This is a genomic window from Oscillospiraceae bacterium (assembly GCA_015068645.1).
Classification (GTDB): domain Bacteria; phylum Bacillota; class Clostridia; order UMGS1840; family UMGS1840; genus SIG452.
The window spans coordinates 21,592-40,483 of the sequence record SVKD01000009.1; the positions used below are offsets into that span (position 1 = coordinate 21,592).

Consider the following 18,892-nt stretch of genomic DNA (forward strand, 5'->3'; position numbering starts at 1 on the left):
AATTGTATTCTCCTTTATTTTTAAATTTTAGGATTTTTTAAGGCTATGCCAACCAAATAACATAGCAATCTATATAAAAGTATAACCGAAAAATCGAAATAAATACGTGAACAATGGTTATACTATGGTTAGATTGGAGTGATCAATGATGGAAAATCGTGCTTCTAAACCTTATTTAAAAGGTTTTGTGCCGTATGCACTCGCGGCATTTTTAGTTGGCGCTGTAGGTGGATTTACTGCCGTGCTTGGTCCTGCATTTGTCAGCGATTTAAACTTGCCTTACAACAACACAACTTGGACAGCGTTAGCTATGGCTGCCTCCACAGCAGCATTTGCCCCCATTCTTGGAAAACTTGGTGATGCGATAGGCAGAAGAGTAACCTTACTGATTGGTATTGCCATCTTCACCCTTGGTAACCTCCTTACAGCAATCGCACCATCCTTATTATTTATGATTATTTCCCGCTTTATTTTAGGAATTGGCAGTGCAGCCATTGCACCGGTTGTGATGTCTTACATTGTTACAGAATTTCCGCCTGAGAAAATTGCAAAAGGTTTTTCTTTGTATATGCTTATCTCAAGCAGTGCAGTCATTTTCGGACCAACACTGGGCGGATTACTGATTGAAAGTTACGGTTGGCGGGTAATGATGTGGGTATGCGTTGCAATTTCAGTCATCATATTTTTACTTTGCCTTGTAACACACAAAAAAGATGGCGTCGCCTTAAAACCGCTTACAGATTTTGACGGCATCGGTTCTGTATGGGTGTTGATTTTCTTCTCACTCATGCTGTGTCTGCCATCCTTTGGTCAGAATTTTGGTATTGATTCAATATGGTTTATGATCATTCTGATTGCATCAATCATTTCACTTTTTGGGTTAGTTTATGCAGAAAAAAAAGCAGTGAATCCGATTCTAAGCTGGAAATTTATGAAAAGAAAGAAATTTTTTCTTTCCGTTATCGCGCTCTTTCTAACCCAGGGACTGATGCAGGCAAATATGACAAATATCATTGTATTTATCAACTACACCCAGCCTGATAACACAATCATATCCAGTTATGCAATTTCGATTATGTATATCGGAATGTCTCTCGGTTCCGTTCTATTAGGTCCTCTTGCAGACCGTACAGAGCCTAAAAAAGTATTAGCTGCTTCCCTAACTCTTACAGGAATTGGTTGTGCAATGATGTTGTTGTTTACTGCAAAGACTTCCATCATCATACTTGCTGCTTCTCTGGGAATTTTAGGTTTTGGACTTGGCGGAAATGCTGCAATTTTCATGAAGGTTGTACTGTCAGGTGTGCCTGGTGACATTGCCGGATCAGGAACCGGAACATACGGCTTATTCCGTGACCTTGCAGCACCCTTTGGTGTTGCGGTTTTTGTTCCCCTTTTCACAAACAGAGTAACACATATAATCAATAGCGGTGCAAGCGAAATAACCGCTGCAGTAAATTCTGTAAAGTTTCTGGCGATAGCAGAAATTCTATGTGTGATTGCAGGAATTGCCATCGTGTTATTCTTGCCTAAAATTTATACGAAAAAAGGAGAAAATGCATGAAATTAAAAAATAAAGTGGTTTTAATTACTGCCTCAACCCGAGGAATCGGCCTTGCAATTACCAAAGCATTTGCCAAAGAAGGTGCCATCGTTTATATGGCGGCAAGGAATATAGATCTTGCAAAACAGGTGGCTGATAAGCTGAATTCCCAAGGATACAGAGTCAAATATGTTTATAACGATGCAAGTAAGCCGGAATCTTATATCGCGATGACCGATGAAGTCATAAAAGATGCAGGACATATTGATGTGTTGGTAAACAATTTCGGCACATCCAATCCGGGAAAAGACCTGGATTTTTCCAACACAGATACAGATGTTTTCTTTGATATTGTAAACATCAATCTAAAAAGTGTATTTATGGCAAGTAAGGAAGCAGCCAAACACATGTCAAAAAACGGTGGCGGAAGTATTATCAATATCTCCTCAGTGGGTGGTCTTGTTCCGGATATTTCACAAGTGGCATATGGGACAAGTAAAGCTGCCATCAACTATCTGACCAAACTGATAGCAGTACACGAAGCAAAAAACAATATTCGCTGTAATGCAATTTTGCCGGGGATGACCGCAACCGATGCAGTGGAAAAAAATCTGACAGAGGGATTCAGAGAATTATTTCTGCGCCATATTCCCTTTCAAAGAATGGGCACACCGGAAGAAATCGCCGCTGCAGCAGTTTACTTTGCATCAGACGATTCGGCTTATACCACAGGACAAATATTAACCGTGTCCGGCGGTTTTGGACTGTCAACTCCTGTGTATGGAGATTTGTCAAACAAATCAAATCGCAGATAGAAAAATAAGAACCCGACCCGATAACGCAATCAAAGATTGCGGTCGGGTACCCCGGAACCTTGTTGTATTCACAATAAAAGTGTCTAAAATCGTTAGAAAATAACGATTTTAGACACTTTCTTTAAATTACTGATTTGAATGAGGTATTAAACCGGATTGAAAGCGGAACAGTTTTATATGAACGATTGCGAAAAAAATGAACGAAAAAACGGCTCATTTAGAGCCGTTTTTTTACTGTTTTTTCCTGTTTTAACAATGTCTTGATATAGGCGAAAGTGGCATCTTCTCCTTCGTCTTTCAGCATCGTCAGCAGTTTTATCAATAGAGCATCCACATCGGGATGGATAATAATTTTATCACGGTCTTTTATGTAATAAGCCAACGGATAATCGGAGGTATAATTTTCTCCACGGTAATTTTTGGAAGCGGCAAGACGGTCGCAAAACATTTCTGCCACATATTGTAAGGGCATTTTCATTCCCACGAATCCTTCCTCGGGATTGGGACTGTAATCAATCCAATATTCAAAATGATGCTTATTTCTGCCCTTATGACGAAGCCATGCGGTGGAAACACCTGTTTTCTTTCGCTCTTCCGCATTGGGACTTTCGGTACCGATATAATATTTCACACCAATCCGAAATTCTTTGGGATGATATTTTGACATATCATGGGCAAGTCCCTGACGATAAAGCCCTATACGAAAGCAATATTTCATCACCATCAGTTTATGACGGGTAATCGTTTTAAAATGTCTGAAAAATCTCATATTTTTATTCCTTATCTATTAAAAAAATAATTGTTGAATCAATGCTAATACCGCAAAATGAACGGGATAGAAAATATAGAAAAACAATTTTAGTTTCCGATTCCCGCGCTTTCCCGAATAAAGCAGCAACAAAGGAATTGCCAGTAACGAATATATCTGAATACCGCCTGATTCCACAGCATGCAACCACAGTCCAAATCCAAATGATATCACGTGAACAACGTTATGATCCAATGTTGCAAGATAGGTTTTTCCGTTTAGTTCTACCTTCCGAAAAGCACAGGCAAACAATGGTAACATGCATCCTAAAAAACCGTAATCCACGTAGCATATCTGATTCAACAAGTAAGCGGCGAAAACAGCAAGAAAAAAATTAGCGATCAGAAAAATTTTAAAAAGAATGCCCTCATCCGTGGAAAGACATATTTTTTTCATATACTCCCATAGATAGCAAAGCAAAATTGAGCAAGAAAAGGTAATTAAAATTCCCAAGTCCGTACTTTTTTCCGTCAGATAAAAAACAATCTGACAAAAAGCTCCCAGTGAAAACACACTAAAAAAATACTTGCGTTTATTTTTTGTATAGACACATCCTTCCGCAATCAAAAATGCAAAAATAGGAAAGGAAAGTCGTCCGAGGATACGAAGTGTTGCAATATCGGGAAACAGCATCACCCCCGCATGGTCAATGAGCATCAAAACAGCCGCTAAGATTTTTAATTGATTACTTGTCAGAAAATTTCGTTTGGTCAGATTCATTTCTTAATTCCTCTCTGTTTTACTAAAATAAATCAAAATGCTTGTCTGTAAGTCGCAATGCTTCCAAAATATTTTCCTCGGAATTGGTATAACCAAACAAAATATAAGCGTGTTCAGCATTGGGAATCATCAGCAGATAATTTTTCGGATGATGAACGGGAGAATACTCTTCCCCGTCCAGCGACCGTCTCAGTCTAAGGGTGTTTCGTCACAGTTCGACAATCTTTATATCTTCACATCAAATAAGAACCCGACCCGATGACGCAATCAAAGATTGCGGTCGGGTGCCCCGGAACCTTGTTGTATTCACAATCAAAATAAAAACTGTTCACATTCAAATTATTTTTTATTTTATCACATCCTGACAAAAAACACAAGAAAAATTATAATTTCAAGTCATCGTATTTGATTATACCTGTTGCATAGAGTAAACAAATATACAAAAATACCGTCAAAGAGATGGCACTCCATAATCCGTCAGGACATAATACCCCGGCACACCAAATACAAATTTCTATAAGTACAGCGGGACAAAGAATGTTACGAAACAAACCGAAACTACAATCCGTATGACGGATTAAGGTGATGATACTAAGGGTTCCGTTTAAGATTTCGCCCACTGCAATGACCGTAAGATATCCTCGGATCCCGTAAACAGGAAGCAACCACCACATAAGGCCAATTCCCACGGCAGAATCTAAAATGCTGATACGAACCACTGCAACCTGACAGTTGATTCCTTTTAATACGGCATCCACAATATCGTCTAAATACATAATAACCACCAAAGGAGCAAGTAATCGTAAATATACCGCAGTTTCGGTGTTGCCGTAAAAAAACAGGCATAATTTTTCGGAAAAACAAAGGAATACTCCTGCAACAGCCACGGAAAACAAAAGCGTAATCTGAAATATTTTAGAAAGAATCCGTCTAAGATTTTTTTGTCTGCCCAAAGCGTGTTGTTCAGTGATTTCAGGCACAATGAGGGAAGCAAACGAAGAAAGCATTACCTGAGGAAACATCAGAATCGGAAACACCATACCATTGACCCGCCCGTATTCAGCTATCCCGTTTACATTTTTTGATGCTGCCAGACGGTTAGGAATCAACAGTTGCTTTACCGAAGATAAGCCTGAGCGAAGATAAGAGCTTACGGCAACGGGCATTGAAAAACCCAAAATACGCTTCCATTGATCTCTTTGTTGTCTTGCCAAAATATTTCGGTCCTGAAACCGATAGGTAACATAGTAAAAACTACAGGAAAGAATCTCAGCCATTGTTCCGCCCAGCACCAACATACATAATACCGCTGTGAAATTCGAGGAAGGTGCAAAAGATAACAACCAAACGGTCACACCCATTTTAAACAGTTGTTCTAAAAGCTGTCCGAACATTGTTTTCCCCGATTTTCGGATAGCAATAAAATATCCCGATAATGCAGAAGAAACAGAAATAAACGGCAATCCTGTTGCCAGAATATAAAACGGTATGACACTGATTTGTCCATAAAATACCCATTCCACCAAAAACGGCGCCAAACAGATGAGCAATAAAACTGCTGCCCCACTGAAAAACAAACAGTATTTTAAAGATTTATTCAGCAATGCACGTGCCGTTTCCCTACCGTTTCTTGCCAGTTCCTCAGAAACCAGTTTGGTAACGGTAAGACCGATCCCTGAAGTAGCGAGAGTCACCGAAAAAAAGTATACCGACAAAATCAAATGATAAAGCCCCATAGTCTCCGCACCAATACGATTGGCTAAATACACTGAAAAAGATAATCCGATACTGCGAAGAAAAAAGGAACACCCCATCATAACCAAAACATTTTTCAAAAACACAACACTTTTTTTCAAAAAAAATGCCTCCCTTCCCTACTATTCGTATGAAAGAGAGGCTTCTTTTTATGTGGTCAATTGATATATTTTCGCATCGAAATCAAGGCATTTTTCTCCAAACGGGAAACCTGCGCCTGAGAGATGTGAATTTCTTCGGCAATCTCGGTTTGTGTTTTGTCTTCGAAAAAACGCATGGATAAAATCTTGCGTTCTTTTTCGGACAGTTTGCTCATTGCCTGAGAAACACAAATACCCCCTAACCACTTTTCTTCCCGATTTTTGGTGTCGGATAACTGGTCCATCACCAAAATCACATCACCACCGTCGTTATAAATTGGTTCGTACAAGGAGACCGGATCACAGATAGCATCCAAAGCTGTAGAAACCTCTTTTGGGGTAACACCGATTTCTTTGGCAATTTCATAAGGTGTTGGTTCGTGTCCTAAAGAAACGGTAAGTTTTTCTTTGGCAGATAAAGCCCGATAAGCAATGTCTTTTAAGGAACGGCTTACCTTGACGGCACCGGCATCCCGTAAATAGCGTTTAATCTCCCCCAAAATCATAGGGACTGCATAGGTGGAAAAACGCACCTCGTGCTTTAAATCAAAGTTATCAATAGCCTTCATCAGTCCCACACAGCCGATTTGAAACAAATCGTCCGGATTTTCTCCACGGTTGGAAAATTTCTTAATGACACTAAGCACAAGCCGCAGATTCCCATTGATAAATTCTTCTCTGGCTTTTTGATCTCCTTGAGCAATGCGCTGAAGTAAGACCGTTTTTTTATCCTGATTGAGTCGGGGCAAATCCTGGGTGTTCACACCGCAGATAACCACTTTATTCATAAATTCCTCCGTCTTTTCCCAAAATACTTGTCCATAGTATTTCCGAATTTGACGGAAGCTATTACATAAAAAAACACCGCCGGTAATCCGACGGTGTTTTTTCTATTATTCTAAATTTTCTAAGTCTTGTAACTGTCCTTGTAATGAGCTTAACTGATCCATTAACTGATCATATTCAACCTTACAGTCTTTACAAAGATTTGCCTCTTCTCCCTCGAAGGAAACTTTGGTCACTGCTCCGGATTTACCGCAGTTGTCACATTTTCCTACACATCCGGACAATACGAATAACAGACAAAACGCGCACAGTAATGCTAAAACTCTTTTCATAATAAAAATCTCCTTAAATTGAAGCTTTTTTTCTATCATAACACACGATTCTAAAAAAAGCAAGCATTTTAACCAAATTGTAACACAACAGGAAGTTTTTTAAGGAAAAAATTATTGATTGATATGAATATCCATTTTTGGATAAGGAATGCAAATGCCGTTTTGGTCAAATGTTTTTTTAATTTCTTCCAGCAAATCAAAACGAACATCCCAATAATCTTCACTGTTGCACCAGCAACGGAAAGAATAAACCAACCCGTATTCCCCATGCTCGGATAATCTTGCCACAGGAGCATCCGGCGTTTTTAAAACCTTCGGGTGTGCATTGGCAATTCCTAATAATATATTCTTTACCGCTTCCACATCACTTTCATAAGAGGCACGAACCATCAAGTCCACCCGTCTGGTTTTCTGATGAGTAACATTCACCATAGTCTGATTGGAAACAATTCCGTTGGGGACTACAATTTTCTGATTATCCACACTTTTTAACTGGGTATAATATAAACCGATTTCGGTAACAACACCTTCCACATTATCTACCGAGATATATTCTCCGATGGTGAACGGTTTAAATAACAGAATAATCAAACCACCTGCAATGTTGGAAAGACTCCCCTGCAAAGATAAACCGATTGCCACTGCCAAAGAACCCAGGATGGTCACAAAAGAGGTCATGGGGATTCCCATAACACCTGCAGTGGTGAACACAATCAGCGTTTTTAATCCCACTGACAAAAAGCTTTTTAAAAAGGAGCCCACATTAGATTCCAGTTTGGAATAAGCCTGGCTTTTTAAAAATGAGTTCACCAGAATTTTTGTGAGTTTAAAACCAACTCCCAAAATCAAAAAAGCTGCCGCCAGGCGCCATGCGATGCTTACAACATAAGGGGAAAGCAACCCCAAAAAAGCTTCAACAGACTCTTTTGTCATAACAACACTCCTCTTTCATAATCACTCTTTCGTTTAACATTATTATATCAAAGGGCAAACAATTTGTCAAACAAAATGCCATCTTTTTCAATTGATTATCAAACAAATATATTTCTGCATACATTTTATGCAAATGCCAGAAAGATTTTGGAATTTTATCAGGAAATCCCAGTTTCAGCAATGTTTTTTAATATTTTATTGCATTTTATAAAACATTATGCTATAATATGGTAGGAAGAAGGGATGAAATGTGAATTATTTTGTGAATGATATTTATTGGGAATACCGTTTTTCTTTGGGAGATGCAAATTTTGTATTTTTCTCCAATATTAACTCTGTTGGTGAAGTTCCGCACAAAGGTCTTTTGCACTCTCATAAGCTCTATGAACTGTTTCACGTGCTCCACGGTGATATGACCTTGGTTACCGATTCTGAAAGGACCATCATCAATCGCGGAGATACTTTGATTATTGCTCCGGAAACCACTCACACCACAAACATTCATCCGGGAACAAAACGTTTCTGCATGATTTTTACTGTTGAAAAAAATCCAACCATGCCGGAGTCCAATTACTATGAGGCATTCCAAAAAATTTTGTCAGGAGATTTCATCCGGTTGGATTCTGCGCTGTTATCTCCTTGTTTTGAACGTTGCGCACAGTATATAAAAAGCAATTATTCAGAAAAAGATGAGCTGATTACTGCCTGCCTTCATGAAATTATGGCCCTCATTAAGACAACCAATTCCCAGGGAGAAGAAACGCCTCAGCCTAATACCTTTTCCGATACCGAAAACTCCCGTACCTATTTGGTGGATTACTATTTTACCCACAATTTCCAACACGGGTCCCTCACAGAATTATCGGAACTGTTGCGCTTAAGTTCCCAGCAAACCCAAAGAATTATAAAAAAAATGTACGGTCAATCCTTTAGCGAACGTCTTACAATGATGAAAATGCAACTGGCAAAAAGTTTGCTGCAGGATACCAAGCTTTCCGTAACACAAATTGCAGAGAAATGCGGATACACAGGGCCTAACGGATTTTTTGTGGCATTCAAAAAATATTACGGAAAAACTCCCAACAAGATGAAAAAAGCAGAAATTCAGAATTCCTGATGATTCCAGCTAAGTTCATCTTCCCAAGCACTATGTATACAAATTGTTTGGTATCTTCATTCGTTTTTTGTAAAAAGACATAAGGAGTTAGAATGTAATGGAACATAAAACAAAAAAGAAGCAACAGTCATCCAAAATTGATCCCATTTTAATCTGTTGTTATATCATATTTTTCTTAGTCTATTTTACAGTAGTAGATTCCCTTGCTTCCCGTGATATTCCGGAATTGATTCGAAAAATACCGGGAACAAGTTTCATCGGACTTTTGATTTTATGGATCCTATTTGTTTTTGCTGTAACAGGGATAATATTACTGATTGTGTTTACCGGTGTTACAAAAGCGTATTCGCCTGAAATTCGTGAAATCAATTTGTCCAACGACGATCTGATGACTTTGAAAAATTTTAACAATTCTCAAAGAATGACTTATTATTTGTTAAAAGGCTATCTGGATCGGATTCTCATTTTAAAAAAAGAAAAACCTGACTCGAACAAAAAATCGGAACTGTATATTCAGATCAGTCCCTATATCTCAGAAGAAGACTTAAAAAAATATTGCAAAAAAAATCCTGATGTTGCAAAAATTGTGAAAGTGATTCAAGCCTCTACATCAGAAGTCACAATAAAAGCCATTGAAACGATAACCAATTTCTCACCCAAAACAACAAGAGCAGACAGCGATCTCATTGCACAAATCAACCGGAAATACCGGATGATTGCCAACTGTTTTTTTGTGGCATTTATCGCCCTGGCTTACTATCCCGGCATCACAAAATATATTATGGGACAACACCATTCAAAACCCACGGGAAATCTTGAAACTTTTCTTTTTTTCATATTCCCGATTATTTTGATTATACTATACAAAAGTTGTCATTGGGTATCTGATTACTATCGCAATAGCTTATTAGATTCTATGTTTCATAACCATTTGATTGGTATTTACCAAGCACTGGAAAAAATGGAAGAAAATCCGGATCATACTCCCACAGATTGTAAGACCATCGAAAATCTGCTTCGTGCATATATCTTAAATCACCACCGGCTTTTATTCAAAGTAGACCGAAATTCAGTGATTCGTCAACTCATCAGCGGAGGACTGGCAACCCAGGTTGCCTCTTCCGGTATCAGCAACAGCTCCGGCTGCAGTGGTTGCAGCAGTTGCAGTAGCTGTAGCAGTTGCAGTAGTTGCGGAGGTTGTGGAGGTTGCGGTGATTAAGATGAATCCTTGTTATTGCAATATGCAGTCCAGAGTTTTATTACAATTTCATATTACGGGACGTTGTAATCTCCGTTGCAAACATTGCTACCGAACCGAAGGAAATGTGGAACCTCTTTCTTATGAAGATATCATTTCGGTGATGGAACAATTTAAAGAGCTTCGCAAGCACTATAACCGAAAGCATGCTATCAAAAAACGCGGACATATCAACCTGACCGGTGGAGAGCCGTTTATCCGCAAAGATATCAAACAAATTCTTTCCTATATGGGGGAAAATCGGGAGCATTTTTCCTACGGTATTTTATCCAACGGATCTTTTTTGGATGATGAATTGATTACACTCCTCAAAAACACTAACGTGGCGTTTGTGCAACTGAGTTTAGACGGAAAACAAGAAACCCACGATGAACTTCGTGCTCCCGGCGACTACGAACGGGTTCTTTCTACTGCCAAACGTCTGGAAAAAAGCGGAATTAAAACCTATATCAGTTTTACCGCCAACCAAAAAAATTTCAGAGACCTTCCCTACATTGCAAAAGAATGCAGAAAACGACGTATCACAAAACTGTGGTCTGACCGCATTGTTCCCATCGGAAACGGTGAAGATTTCAAAGAACTGACCATCACGGCAGACTTATTTCAAAAATATGTGAAAACGCTGAAAAAAGCACAAGGAAATTGGTTTACAAAACTTCTTTATCCAAAAACACAGGTGACCATGAATCGTGCTCTCCAATTTCTGTATTCTAAGGGCTCTTATTATTGTTGCAGCGCAGGAAACAGTTTAATTACCGTGGATGAATTCGGCAACATAATGCCTTGTCGAAGAATGCCGATTCTCTGCGGAAACATCAAGGACAGTACGCTTAGGGACATCTATGAGAATCACGAGGTGTTCAAAGATTTGCGGATAGAACAAATTCCATCGGAATGTTCCCTTTGCCAATATGCAATATGGTGCCGTGGCGGTGCAAAATGTCAAAGCTATGCGGCATATCACTCATACAAAAAAAGAGATCCCGCATGCCCCCTCTCATAAAATATAAAAAAGCCCCCTGTTTTAAACAGAGGGCTCTTTTTATATTCTTTTGTAGTTACAAAGCGGTTCTATACTTTCGGGGATTAAGCTCTTGTGGGCGGATAAATAGAACATAGCACAAAAAATATACCAAACACTAAAATTATCATCAAACAACCGAATCCTGAAATAGTGTTATCCATTCTGATATTGGAAAAAACAGAATCATTAGACAGCCTCCAGGCATCTTCACCAAATTCTGATATTAAATCAGCAACGTCTTTACAAGCGCGCAATTTAGAAATCAAATTTCTAAGCACTTCCACGTCTTTCTCTGCTACATCAGCATCCACTCTGTCATATGCAGAACACTCTTTTGCAATCTCGATTGCTTTTTCTATAAAAACGATTGCTTCTTCCTTATTTGACAAATGAAAGGCTTCAATTTTTGCCATGCAAAACAACGCTGTATATAACGGTAATTCATAATTATCTTTATCAATCACGGAAAGCTTTTCCAAGCCATCAGCAATATCCCGAAACAACACAGACGCTCTGGAGAAATTTTCATACTGGATGGCCTTTGTGGCATCTTCTTCCAAGGATATAATATACTTGACACACTGGTGCTCGTTTCGTTTCATAAAACCATATGTCCATCCTTTGATGTCTTGTATAATCATACAGTCTCCTCTTTTATCAAAATTTGTTCCAGTATATCATATTTTAACCTAAGATGTCAAGCTTTTTATAGAACGTCATTTTATTCAATTAAATTAAAATTGAACTGCGTCATATTATTTTGCTGCAACCAATTTTCATGACCTTGCTGCAATGCGTCCCTATCCGCTCGAGAAATAGGTTCATCACATGCAAATACATTTAATGCATCCAAAATAAAAGAATGGTTTTTCATTTTGTCATCCGATGACAAAAGATACGGCAGCGGCATAGGATTGCCCTTATTCTGCATTGCATCACAATGATAAAAATGACCGTCGATTTCCACTAATGTCCAATCATGTCTCACAAAATCATTGGGATCACCAAGATCACCGTGATATTCCTTTACACGAATGCCGCTATGACGACACAAAACATTTGTCAGGTCGGTACTGCCTGTACAAACCGCTTTATCAAACAAAGCCCCATAGGCAGAATCTTTGTAAGGTGCTTGCAAGGAATAATCCATCACAAAGCTATACCGAACACCATTTACAATCTGATACACCTTTTCGTAATCGGTCCCATCCACTATCAAAGATAGAATGTCCCTGATTTTATTTGTAAAACGTATGGCTTCCTCCAATGTAAATTCCCCAAAATGTATTGCTTCATTCGTTGCAATTTCACGCATAGTTTCTTCATTCAGCAAATTATCATATAAATCAATCGCCCCTTCGTGGGATTGCAGAATTTGCTTTTCTTCTTCTGAAAATTCACGAATATTATTGCCGTCAAGTTCAATATACATATTCGGCAATATATTTTCAGGGAGTTTGGAAATATAATTCCTAGAAAGGTTAAGGCTAATGTCGTTAGACGGTCCAAAATATTCTGACGGCAGATGAACCTCTGTGATATAATTATCAGAAAGGTTCAGATAGCATAAGTATCTGTCAGTAAATGCTTGGTATGCTGTATCTGCATTTTCAATATAGTTATCTGACAAATCCAAAAAAGATAATTTTTTTAATCTGCTGACAACCGAAATATCTTTTAGTTTACCACGAGATAACGTAAGCGAACTTAATGCAGCACAATCGGAAAGTCCACTCATATCTTCTAGGGAAGAATTCTTTACCGAAAGCGTATGTAACCGGGACATATTTTTTGCAAAATCTAAATTGGTGATACCATAATTCTGGATTTCTACCTCTCGCATTTTAGTACATTCCGCGAGAAAATCAAGATTCGTGACTTGGGGTTGATTGGTACCATGTTTTAACAAAAAACAAAACAAATTCTGAAAATTAGCGGCAGCTTCGGTATTCACAATGTCCACATTGAGTAAATATAATTGTTCAATCGCCTCCGCATTGATGCAACGAAAATCAAGAGGATACTGTTCATTAAAAAGCACCTGAAGCAAGGAAATATTCAAATCTTTTAAAAAGCTGAAATCACTGATATTGGCAGAATCGATTTTCAGATATTCGATTTCCTCATACAAGGCTAATTCCGATACTTCTTCTGCACTGTTTAAGGTAAATTTTCTGATATACGGAATCTTATTTGTGGCTGACATAGTGGGATAGATCCGTGCTTCTTCCAAGATTTCTTCAGTAAAAAGACGTTCTAAACATCTTACGGAAAGTAAAATTGCCTGTTCTCGGGTAGCAAAATCGGCATCGTTGCTTCCGGTAAACCGGTGATCATCCATTCCTTCAACCACGGAATGTAGATTTAAAAAATATACTGCTTCTTTGGCATAGTCTGAAATATTTCCGTCGTCAGAGAACAATGCTGCTGCCGCATAAGGTAAAGGATATTCCCTGTCATTTGACAAATTCCAATCAGGATAAACATACTTTTTAAACACCCTGCAAAGCATGGTTGCAAATTGTTCTCTGCTGATTTTTTCATCAGGAGCAAACCGGTTTTCGCTGATGCCGGCAGTGATTCCAACTGCGTATGCCTTTTTCACAAATACTTCGTTTGCATTTCCTGCAACATCAGTAAACGGCGTATTTTGATAAGAAATTTCTGTGTTCGTCAGGGTTTCAAACAGGGTAACTGCAATTGCTGCAAATTCTCCCCTGCTGACAGGCACATTCAAATCTTTTTCCAAAAATGTATCGGGAACCAACTTTTGCTCATAAGCCTTCGAAATTTCCCAAACTGCCCAATCGGAAACCGCTCCGAACAGAGCTCTGTGGTCATTGTATTCAGAATATGCATAAACACCAATCGCAGACGATATCAACACACAAAATATTAAAAAGAAACTCAGTAATTTTTTAATCACGTAAACACTTCCTCTCTAGCTTTTTATTATAATATTCCGACAAATGAATGTCAATAAAATATACAATTATATTATGAATTTTTCCGCATATTCCACCTTTTTCCTTACATAAAAATTCCTTGGTTGACACAAAATACAGTTGTAACTTAACAAAAAAGGAGCAAAATGTATATGAAAGCAACAGGAATTGTCAGACGAATTGACGATTTGGGAAGAGTGGTCATTCCGAAAGAAATCCGTAGAACTATGCGCATCCGCGAGGGCGACCCGCTTGAAATTTTTACCAACAAGGAAGGCGAAGTGATTTTTAAAAAGTATTCTGCTGTGGGCGAGCTTGGGAACTTTTCGGTTCAGTATGCAGACGCACTTTACAAAATCAGCGGTCATAACACGGCAATTACTGATAATGACACCATTATTTGTGCTGCAGGAACAGGAAAAAAAGAGATTTTGGAACAAAAAATTTCCGGAGAAATTGAAACTGTATTAAAAAATCGGGAAACTTATTTCGTAAACCGTGCGGGAGATTCCAGAGTGCATCTTTTAGACCATAACAACACCTATTTATGCGGAGCGGTGATTCCCATTGTTTCAGAGGGAGATGTCATCGGCTCAGTAATCCTGTATGCCACCGAAACAGATGTCTATCTGGGTGACACCGAAAAAAAATTAGCGACCACAGCCGCTACGGTTCTTGGAAAACTATTCGAAAACTAAGAAAAGCTATGATACCAATTCCATCTGGTATCATAGCTTTTTTCTTATAAAAACAGCAAGTGTCAGGACACTCGTCCACAATCGAGCTGAATTCTTATGATTCTAAAACGTCGGACACGGTAATCGGTTCCTCTATAACGGTGATACGTCGGTAATAAGCGTAATTTGCTGCCAACATATATAACATAGCCCACAAAACACCAATACACAGCGCAAGACTTCCCAAAATCATCCAACCTACAAAACTGAAGGACAGCATCAGAAGATAAATACGATTTCCTTTGGTTACCCTAAAACTTTCTTTCATTAACCGAAGCCCGCCATACTCGGGATGTTCCACTGTAATAGCGGGAACCAAAAGCAACGAATACTGCAGGTAAAACACCAAAATCTGAATCACATTGACAAAAACTGTCACCGCCATCAAATACACATGATAATCCAACACGCTAAACAACAGATAATCATAAAATCTGATCGCATTCTCTGAGGATAACCAAAGCGTAATAACGTTAGGAAGAATGATCGTAACGAAAAGTGTGGGCAGCATTTTCCATATTTTTTTACAGGCAACACCGTACACTAAAAAAAAGTTTGCTTTTGGTCTGGAGGGCTTCAGATTTTCGTAGATACCTACCGTTAAAAGTTGCATCACAACAGAGAATATCACAGAAGCAATCTGTACATAAAACAGATATTTTCCCTCTTGAATGGAGGTCGGCTCCAAAGTAGCCAATTTCTCAGAAGCATTCACATAAAACGCTGCAAACAGCAAGAACGGAATAAACAAAGAAAGTACCAACGGCTTCCACTTTCCGCGAAGCAATCGTTTGGCATCTGCCTTGATTACCCAAAAAGGATATTTTTTCATCGCATAATTCCCCTATCCTATCAATCGAACCTGATAAGAGAATTCTTTGGATTCTCCTTTGGGAAGTGCGGTAATATTTGGTTTTTCTGCAAAAATTCCGGTGGTGTCTTCCTTATCGGGAATGATGGTCCAGGGTTCTATGCAAATAAAAGGTGCGCCAAGTCCGATGGGAGTCCAGAGTCCAAGGCAAGTAAATCCTTTCACAGTAACTTCCACGCCATACCCTTTTTCTTTATGAACCAGGCTGATTACGTTGGAATTCAGTTTGGAAAACATCAGAGCATCCAAATCAAAAATAGAATATTCCAGAGGAATCTTGGTGACATTCTGATATTCCGTGCGTATTCCTCTTTCATATAACAATCCGCCTAAATCGTCCGGCACACACTGATATACAGGATGTGTTTCCGCTTTATTAAAACGGATTTCATAATCGGTGAATACATCTCCTTCTGCCATAGGACAGTTATACGCAGTATGTCCGCCCAAACCAAAGAGCATGGTCTTATCGTTTCTGTTTTCCACACGATAGGTAGTCACAAAACCGTCTTCGGTTAAAGTGTGTGTAATATAAAAACCAAAAGAATAGGGATAGCAAGCTTTGGTAGTCTCATTATCAGTCAACAAAAAGGTAATGCTGTTGTCTGTTTTGTCCACCATTTCAAATTCCATACGTCTTGCAAAACCATGCTTGGGAATGGTGTATTCCACTCCATCAATCACCGTTTTGGAATTTTTCAAACTGCAAACAATGGGAAACAAATTGGGATTCACTCCACCCCAATAGGTTTTATCTCCCTGCCAGATTACTTCTCTGCCATTTGCACGGGTCAGAGAAATCAGTTCCGCACCCATGGTGGTGCAAACTGCTTTCATATCTTTGTATTGTAATTCATAATTCATGATACAACTCACCTTTCCAAAATGATGTTGATTCTATTATACTACTCTTTTGTGAAAAGTTCAAGGATTTTTTCAAGTTATCACCAATGAAAAATTTTTTCATAAGATGAAAGAGGAGGAATGAACCGTGCAAAACAAATATTTCTTATCAGAATTGTTGCCGGGACAACAGGCAACGGTTCAAAAATTACAATCACCTGACAGTATCAGCAGAAGACTGCAGGATTTGGGATTTATTCGCGGAAACACTGTAGAATGTGTGTTTTTTGCCTCCTCAGGAGACCCTATCGCATACCGTATCGGTGAAACGTTATTGGCATTACGAAAAAAAGATGCCAAAACCATTCTGATTACAAAAAGGAAGGCATCTTTATGAAAAAAAATCAAAAACAGCCTGCCAAAAAAACATACACCATTGGTCTGGCAGGCAATCCGAATGTGGGAAAAAGCACCGTGTTCAACGCTTTAACAGGTCTTCACCAGCACACCGGGAACTGGCCCGGAAAAACCGTCTCCAATGCACGCGGAACTTATAAACATAACGGGAACGATTACCTTCTGGTAGATATTCCGGGCACCTATTCCTTAAAAGCAAATTCTCAGGAAGAACAGGTGGCAAGTGATTTTATTTTATCAAAGCAATATGATGCTTTAGTGGTAGTTTGTGATGCAACTTCCCTGGAGAGAAATCTCAATCTGATACTGCAAATTCTGGAGATTACCAATCGCGTTGTACTTTGTGTAAATCTGATGGATGAAGCAAAAAGAAAGCAGATCAGCGTTCATTCGGAAGAATTATCAAGATTACTGGGTGTCGCAGTTGTCACCACTTCCGCCAACCGGAAAGAAGGTATTTTGGAATTGACAAATGCCGTTTCCAAAGTGGCAAAGTCTTATGCTTGCACCGAAAACGACTCGGATGTTGCTACGAAAAAAAGTGCTGAAGAACTGGTGCAGCAAGCGAAAAAAATCGCTAAAAAAACAGTGATTTATCCAAAAGGTCGCGACAGAAAAAGAGAGGATAAACTAGATAAAATTCTTACAAACAAATGGACCGGAATCCCCGTGATGCTTTGCCTTCTGGCAGTTATTTTCTGGATTACATTGGTGGGAGCAAACTATCCTTCCAAGCTGCTCAGTGCCGGATTTTATCATATGGAAGCATGGCTAAGAAGCATTGCCGGATGGCTCCACTGCCCTCCTCTTCTTTGTGATTTTTTATGTGGCGGAGTTTTTCGCACAGTTGGGCAAATTGTGTCCGTAATGCTTCCGCCTATGGCTATCTTCTTCATTTTATTTACTTTATTGGAAGACTTAGGCTATCTTCCCAGAATTGCATTCAATTTAGACCACATTTTCCAAAAATGCAATGCCTGCGGCAAACAGGCACTGACGATGTGTATGGGCTTCGGCTGCAATGCAGTGGGCGTAACAGGAACCAGAATTATTGATACCAAGCGGGAACGTCTTTTAGCAATTCTTACAAATAGTTTGGTTCCCTGCAACGGGAAATTCCCGACACTTCTTGCAATAATTGCTGTATTTTTCTCCCAAAACAAACCATCCTACATAGGTGCACTCCTATTGACAGGACTGGTTCTTCTTGGAATTTTGATGACCTTTTTAGTATCTTTCATTCTTTCCAAAACACTGTTGCGCGGAAAACCGTCTTTCTTCATTTTAGAGTTGCCGCCCTATCGAAAGCCCTTGGTTTTAAAAATTGTGCTCCGCTCTCTGATTGACAGAACTCTGTTTGTTTTGGGACGTGCAGTGTCTGTGGCAATTCCGGCAGGTGCCATTCTTTGGCTCCTTTCAAACATTTCAGTAAACGAAGTTTCTTTATTGTACTATCTCGGAAACTGCCTAAATCCCATCGGATGGCTTTTAGGAATGGATGGTGTCATTCTAATTGGCTTTATGTTAGGTCTTCCTGCCAATGAAATTGTACTGCCAGTAATTCTGATGGCATATACCGGGTTAGGAAGCCTGACAGCTGTAGAAGACTTTTCTGCTTTGCGAGAAATCCTGATGCAAAACGGTTGGACGAATCTGACTGCCCTTTGCACCTTGTTGTTTTCGTTGTTTCACTGGCCTTGTGCAACCACTTTGCTGACTGTCAAAAAAGAAACAGGAAGTATCAAATGGACAGTATTGACAGCGCTGATCCCCACAATCATCGGAGTTCTTCTTTGTATGACCGTTAAGCTTCTTGTTGAGTTACTATAAAACAAAAAAAGAACGGAA

At 39.1% G+C, this 18,892-nt stretch carries 18 protein-coding genes; 8 read left to right on the forward strand and 10 right to left on the reverse strand.

All coding sequences use genetic code 11. The features are described 5' to 3' along the window. Positions 1–148: 148 nt before the first annotated feature. Both E7413_05115 and E7413_05120 read left to right on the forward strand, forming a co-directional pair. Complete coding sequence (locus E7413_05115) at positions 149–1,564, forward strand: MFS transporter (protein ID MBE7019236.1); 1,416 nt, start codon at positions 149–151, stop codon at positions 1,562–1,564. After that, on the forward strand, positions 1,561–2,358 hold the full coding sequence (locus tag E7413_05120; protein MBE7019237.1) for an SDR family oxidoreductase: 798 nt from the start codon (positions 1,561–1,563) through the stop codon (positions 2,356–2,358). The genes E7413_05115 and E7413_05120 overlap by 4 nt, the downstream gene beginning before the upstream one ends. Positions 2,359–2,575: 217 nt before the next feature. Here E7413_05120 and E7413_05125 read toward each other — a convergent pair whose 3' ends face one another. From E7413_05125 to E7413_05150, 6 genes are all read right to left on the reverse strand, one after another. Continuing rightward, positions 2,576–3,127: a catalase gene (locus E7413_05125; protein ID MBE7019238.1), complete on the reverse strand. Its 552-nt coding sequence runs from the start codon at positions 3,125–3,127 to the stop codon at positions 2,576–2,578. Between the two features lie 18 nt (positions 3,128–3,145). Then, positions 3,146–3,886: a hypothetical protein gene (locus E7413_05130; protein MBE7019239.1), complete on the reverse strand. Its 741-nt coding sequence runs from the start codon at positions 3,884–3,886 to the stop codon at positions 3,146–3,148. 383 nt (positions 3,887–4,269) lie between these two features. Continuing rightward, complete coding sequence (locus E7413_05135; protein ID MBE7019240.1) at positions 4,270–5,742, reverse strand: hypothetical protein; 1,473 nt, start codon at positions 5,740–5,742, stop codon at positions 4,270–4,272. Between the two features lie 56 nt (positions 5,743–5,798). Continuing rightward, positions 5,799–6,569, reverse strand: coding sequence for an RNA polymerase sporulation sigma factor SigG (sigG, locus tag E7413_05140; GenBank protein MBE7019241.1), 771 nt, complete (start codon positions 6,567–6,569; stop codon positions 5,799–5,801). A gap of 105 nt (positions 6,570–6,674) precedes the next feature. After that, a complete protein-coding gene (locus tag E7413_05145; GenBank protein ID MBE7019242.1) occupies positions 6,675–6,899 on the reverse strand; it encodes a hypothetical protein in 225 nt (74 codons plus the stop codon). 111 nt (positions 6,900–7,010) lie between these two features. Further along, entirely contained in the window at positions 7,011–7,832 is an 822-nt protein-coding gene (locus E7413_05150) for a mechanosensitive ion channel (GenBank protein ID MBE7019243.1), read from the reverse strand. A gap of 250 nt (positions 7,833–8,082) precedes the next feature. Here E7413_05150 and E7413_05155 point away from each other — a divergent pair, with 250 nt between their 5' ends. The 3 genes from E7413_05155 to E7413_05165 all read left to right on the forward strand — a co-directional run bounded on the left by E7413_05155 (position 8,083) and on the right by E7413_05165 (position 11,210). Further along, positions 8,083–8,949 carry a helix-turn-helix domain-containing protein gene (locus E7413_05155; protein ID MBE7019244.1) on the forward strand — a complete coding sequence of 289 codons (867 nt, stop codon included), beginning with the start codon at positions 8,083–8,085 and terminating at the stop codon, positions 8,947–8,949. Between the two features lie 97 nt (positions 8,950–9,046). Continuing rightward, positions 9,047–10,168: a hypothetical protein gene (locus E7413_05160; GenBank protein ID MBE7019245.1), complete on the forward strand. Its 1,122-nt coding sequence runs from the start codon at positions 9,047–9,049 to the stop codon at positions 10,166–10,168. Next, positions 10,062–11,210: a radical SAM protein gene (locus E7413_05165; GenBank protein MBE7019246.1), complete on the forward strand. Its 1,149-nt coding sequence runs from the start codon at positions 10,062–10,064 to the stop codon at positions 11,208–11,210. Before E7413_05160 ends, E7413_05165 begins: the two co-directional genes overlap by 107 nt. 83 nt (positions 11,211–11,293) lie before the next feature. On the opposite strand, the gene E7413_05170 is transcribed toward E7413_05165, so the two are convergent. Together E7413_05170 and E7413_05175 are read right to left on the reverse strand one after the other, a co-directional pair. Continuing rightward, a complete protein-coding gene (locus tag E7413_05170; GenBank protein MBE7019247.1) occupies positions 11,294–11,872 on the reverse strand; it encodes a hypothetical protein in 579 nt (192 codons plus the stop codon). 80 nt (positions 11,873–11,952) lie between these two features. Continuing rightward, positions 11,953–14,157, reverse strand: a complete 2,205-nt coding sequence (locus tag E7413_05175) for a hypothetical protein (protein MBE7019248.1) — start codon at positions 14,155–14,157, stop codon at positions 11,953–11,955. Positions 14,158–14,328: 171 nt separating this feature from the next. On the opposite strand from E7413_05175, the gene E7413_05180 reads away from it, so the two are divergent. Next, positions 14,329–14,874, forward strand: coding sequence for an AbrB/MazE/SpoVT family DNA-binding domain-containing protein (locus E7413_05180; protein MBE7019249.1), 546 nt, complete (start codon positions 14,329–14,331; stop codon positions 14,872–14,874). A gap of 94 nt (positions 14,875–14,968) precedes the next feature. Here E7413_05180 and E7413_05185 read toward each other — a convergent pair whose 3' ends face one another. Beyond that, a complete protein-coding gene (locus E7413_05185; protein MBE7019250.1) occupies positions 14,969–15,745 on the reverse strand; it encodes a DUF975 family protein in 777 nt (258 codons plus the stop codon). Positions 15,746–15,757: 12 nt separating this feature from the next. Further along, on the reverse strand, positions 15,758–16,648 hold the full coding sequence (locus E7413_05190) for an aldose 1-epimerase family protein (protein ID MBE7019251.1): 891 nt from the start codon (positions 16,646–16,648) through the stop codon (positions 15,758–15,760). Between the two features lie 127 nt (positions 16,649–16,775). On the opposite strand from E7413_05190, the gene E7413_05195 reads away from it, so the two are divergent. Next, positions 16,776–17,024 (forward strand): ferrous iron transport protein A, encoded by a 249-nt coding sequence (locus E7413_05195; protein ID MBE7019252.1) that lies wholly within the window; start codon positions 16,776–16,778, stop codon positions 17,022–17,024. Next, entirely contained in the window at positions 17,021–18,874 is a 1,854-nt protein-coding gene (locus E7413_05200; protein ID MBE7019253.1) for a ferrous iron transporter B, read from the forward strand. Before E7413_05195 ends, E7413_05200 begins: the two co-directional genes overlap by 4 nt. Positions 18,875–18,892 lie beyond the last annotated feature (18 nt).

Bases quoted from the DNA above. Each gene is read 5' to 3' on its own strand.
- E7413_05115 (MBE7019236.1), top strand. From the start codon at position 149: ATGGAAAATCGTGCTTCTAAACCTTATTTAAAAGGTTTTGTGCCGTAT.
- E7413_05120 (MBE7019237.1), top strand. From the start codon at position 1,561: ATGAAATTAAAAAATAAAGTGGTTTTAATTACTGCCTCAACCCGAGGA.
- E7413_05185 (MBE7019250.1), bottom strand. From the start codon at position 15,745: ATGAAAAAATATCCTTTTTGGGTAATCAAGGCAGATGCCAAACGATTG.
- E7413_05200 (MBE7019253.1), top strand. From the start codon at position 17,021: ATGAAAAAAAATCAAAAACAGCCTGCCAAAAAAACATACACCATTGGT.
- E7413_05180 (MBE7019249.1), top strand. From the start codon at position 14,329: ATGAAAGCAACAGGAATTGTCAGACGAATTGACGATTTGGGAAGAGTG.
- E7413_05150 (MBE7019243.1), bottom strand. From the start codon at position 7,832: ATGACAAAAGAGTCTGTTGAAGCTTTTTTGGGGTTGCTTTCCCCTTAT.
- E7413_05190 (MBE7019251.1), bottom strand. From the start codon at position 16,648: ATGAATTATGAATTACAATACAAAGATATGAAAGCAGTTTGCACCACC.
- E7413_05145 (MBE7019242.1), bottom strand. From the start codon at position 6,899: ATGAAAAGAGTTTTAGCATTACTGTGCGCGTTTTGTCTGTTATTCGTA.
- E7413_05125 (MBE7019238.1), bottom strand. From the start codon at position 3,127: ATGAGATTTTTCAGACATTTTAAAACGATTACCCGTCATAAACTGATG.
- E7413_05170 (MBE7019247.1), bottom strand. From the start codon at position 11,872: ATGATTATACAAGACATCAAAGGATGGACATATGGTTTTATGAAACGA.
- sigG (MBE7019241.1), bottom strand. From the start codon at position 6,569: ATGAATAAAGTGGTTATCTGCGGTGTGAACACCCAGGATTTGCCCCGA.
- E7413_05130 (MBE7019239.1), bottom strand. From the start codon at position 3,886: ATGAATCTGACCAAACGAAATTTTCTGACAAGTAATCAATTAAAAATC.
- E7413_05160 (MBE7019245.1), top strand. From the start codon at position 9,047: ATGGAACATAAAACAAAAAAGAAGCAACAGTCATCCAAAATTGATCCC.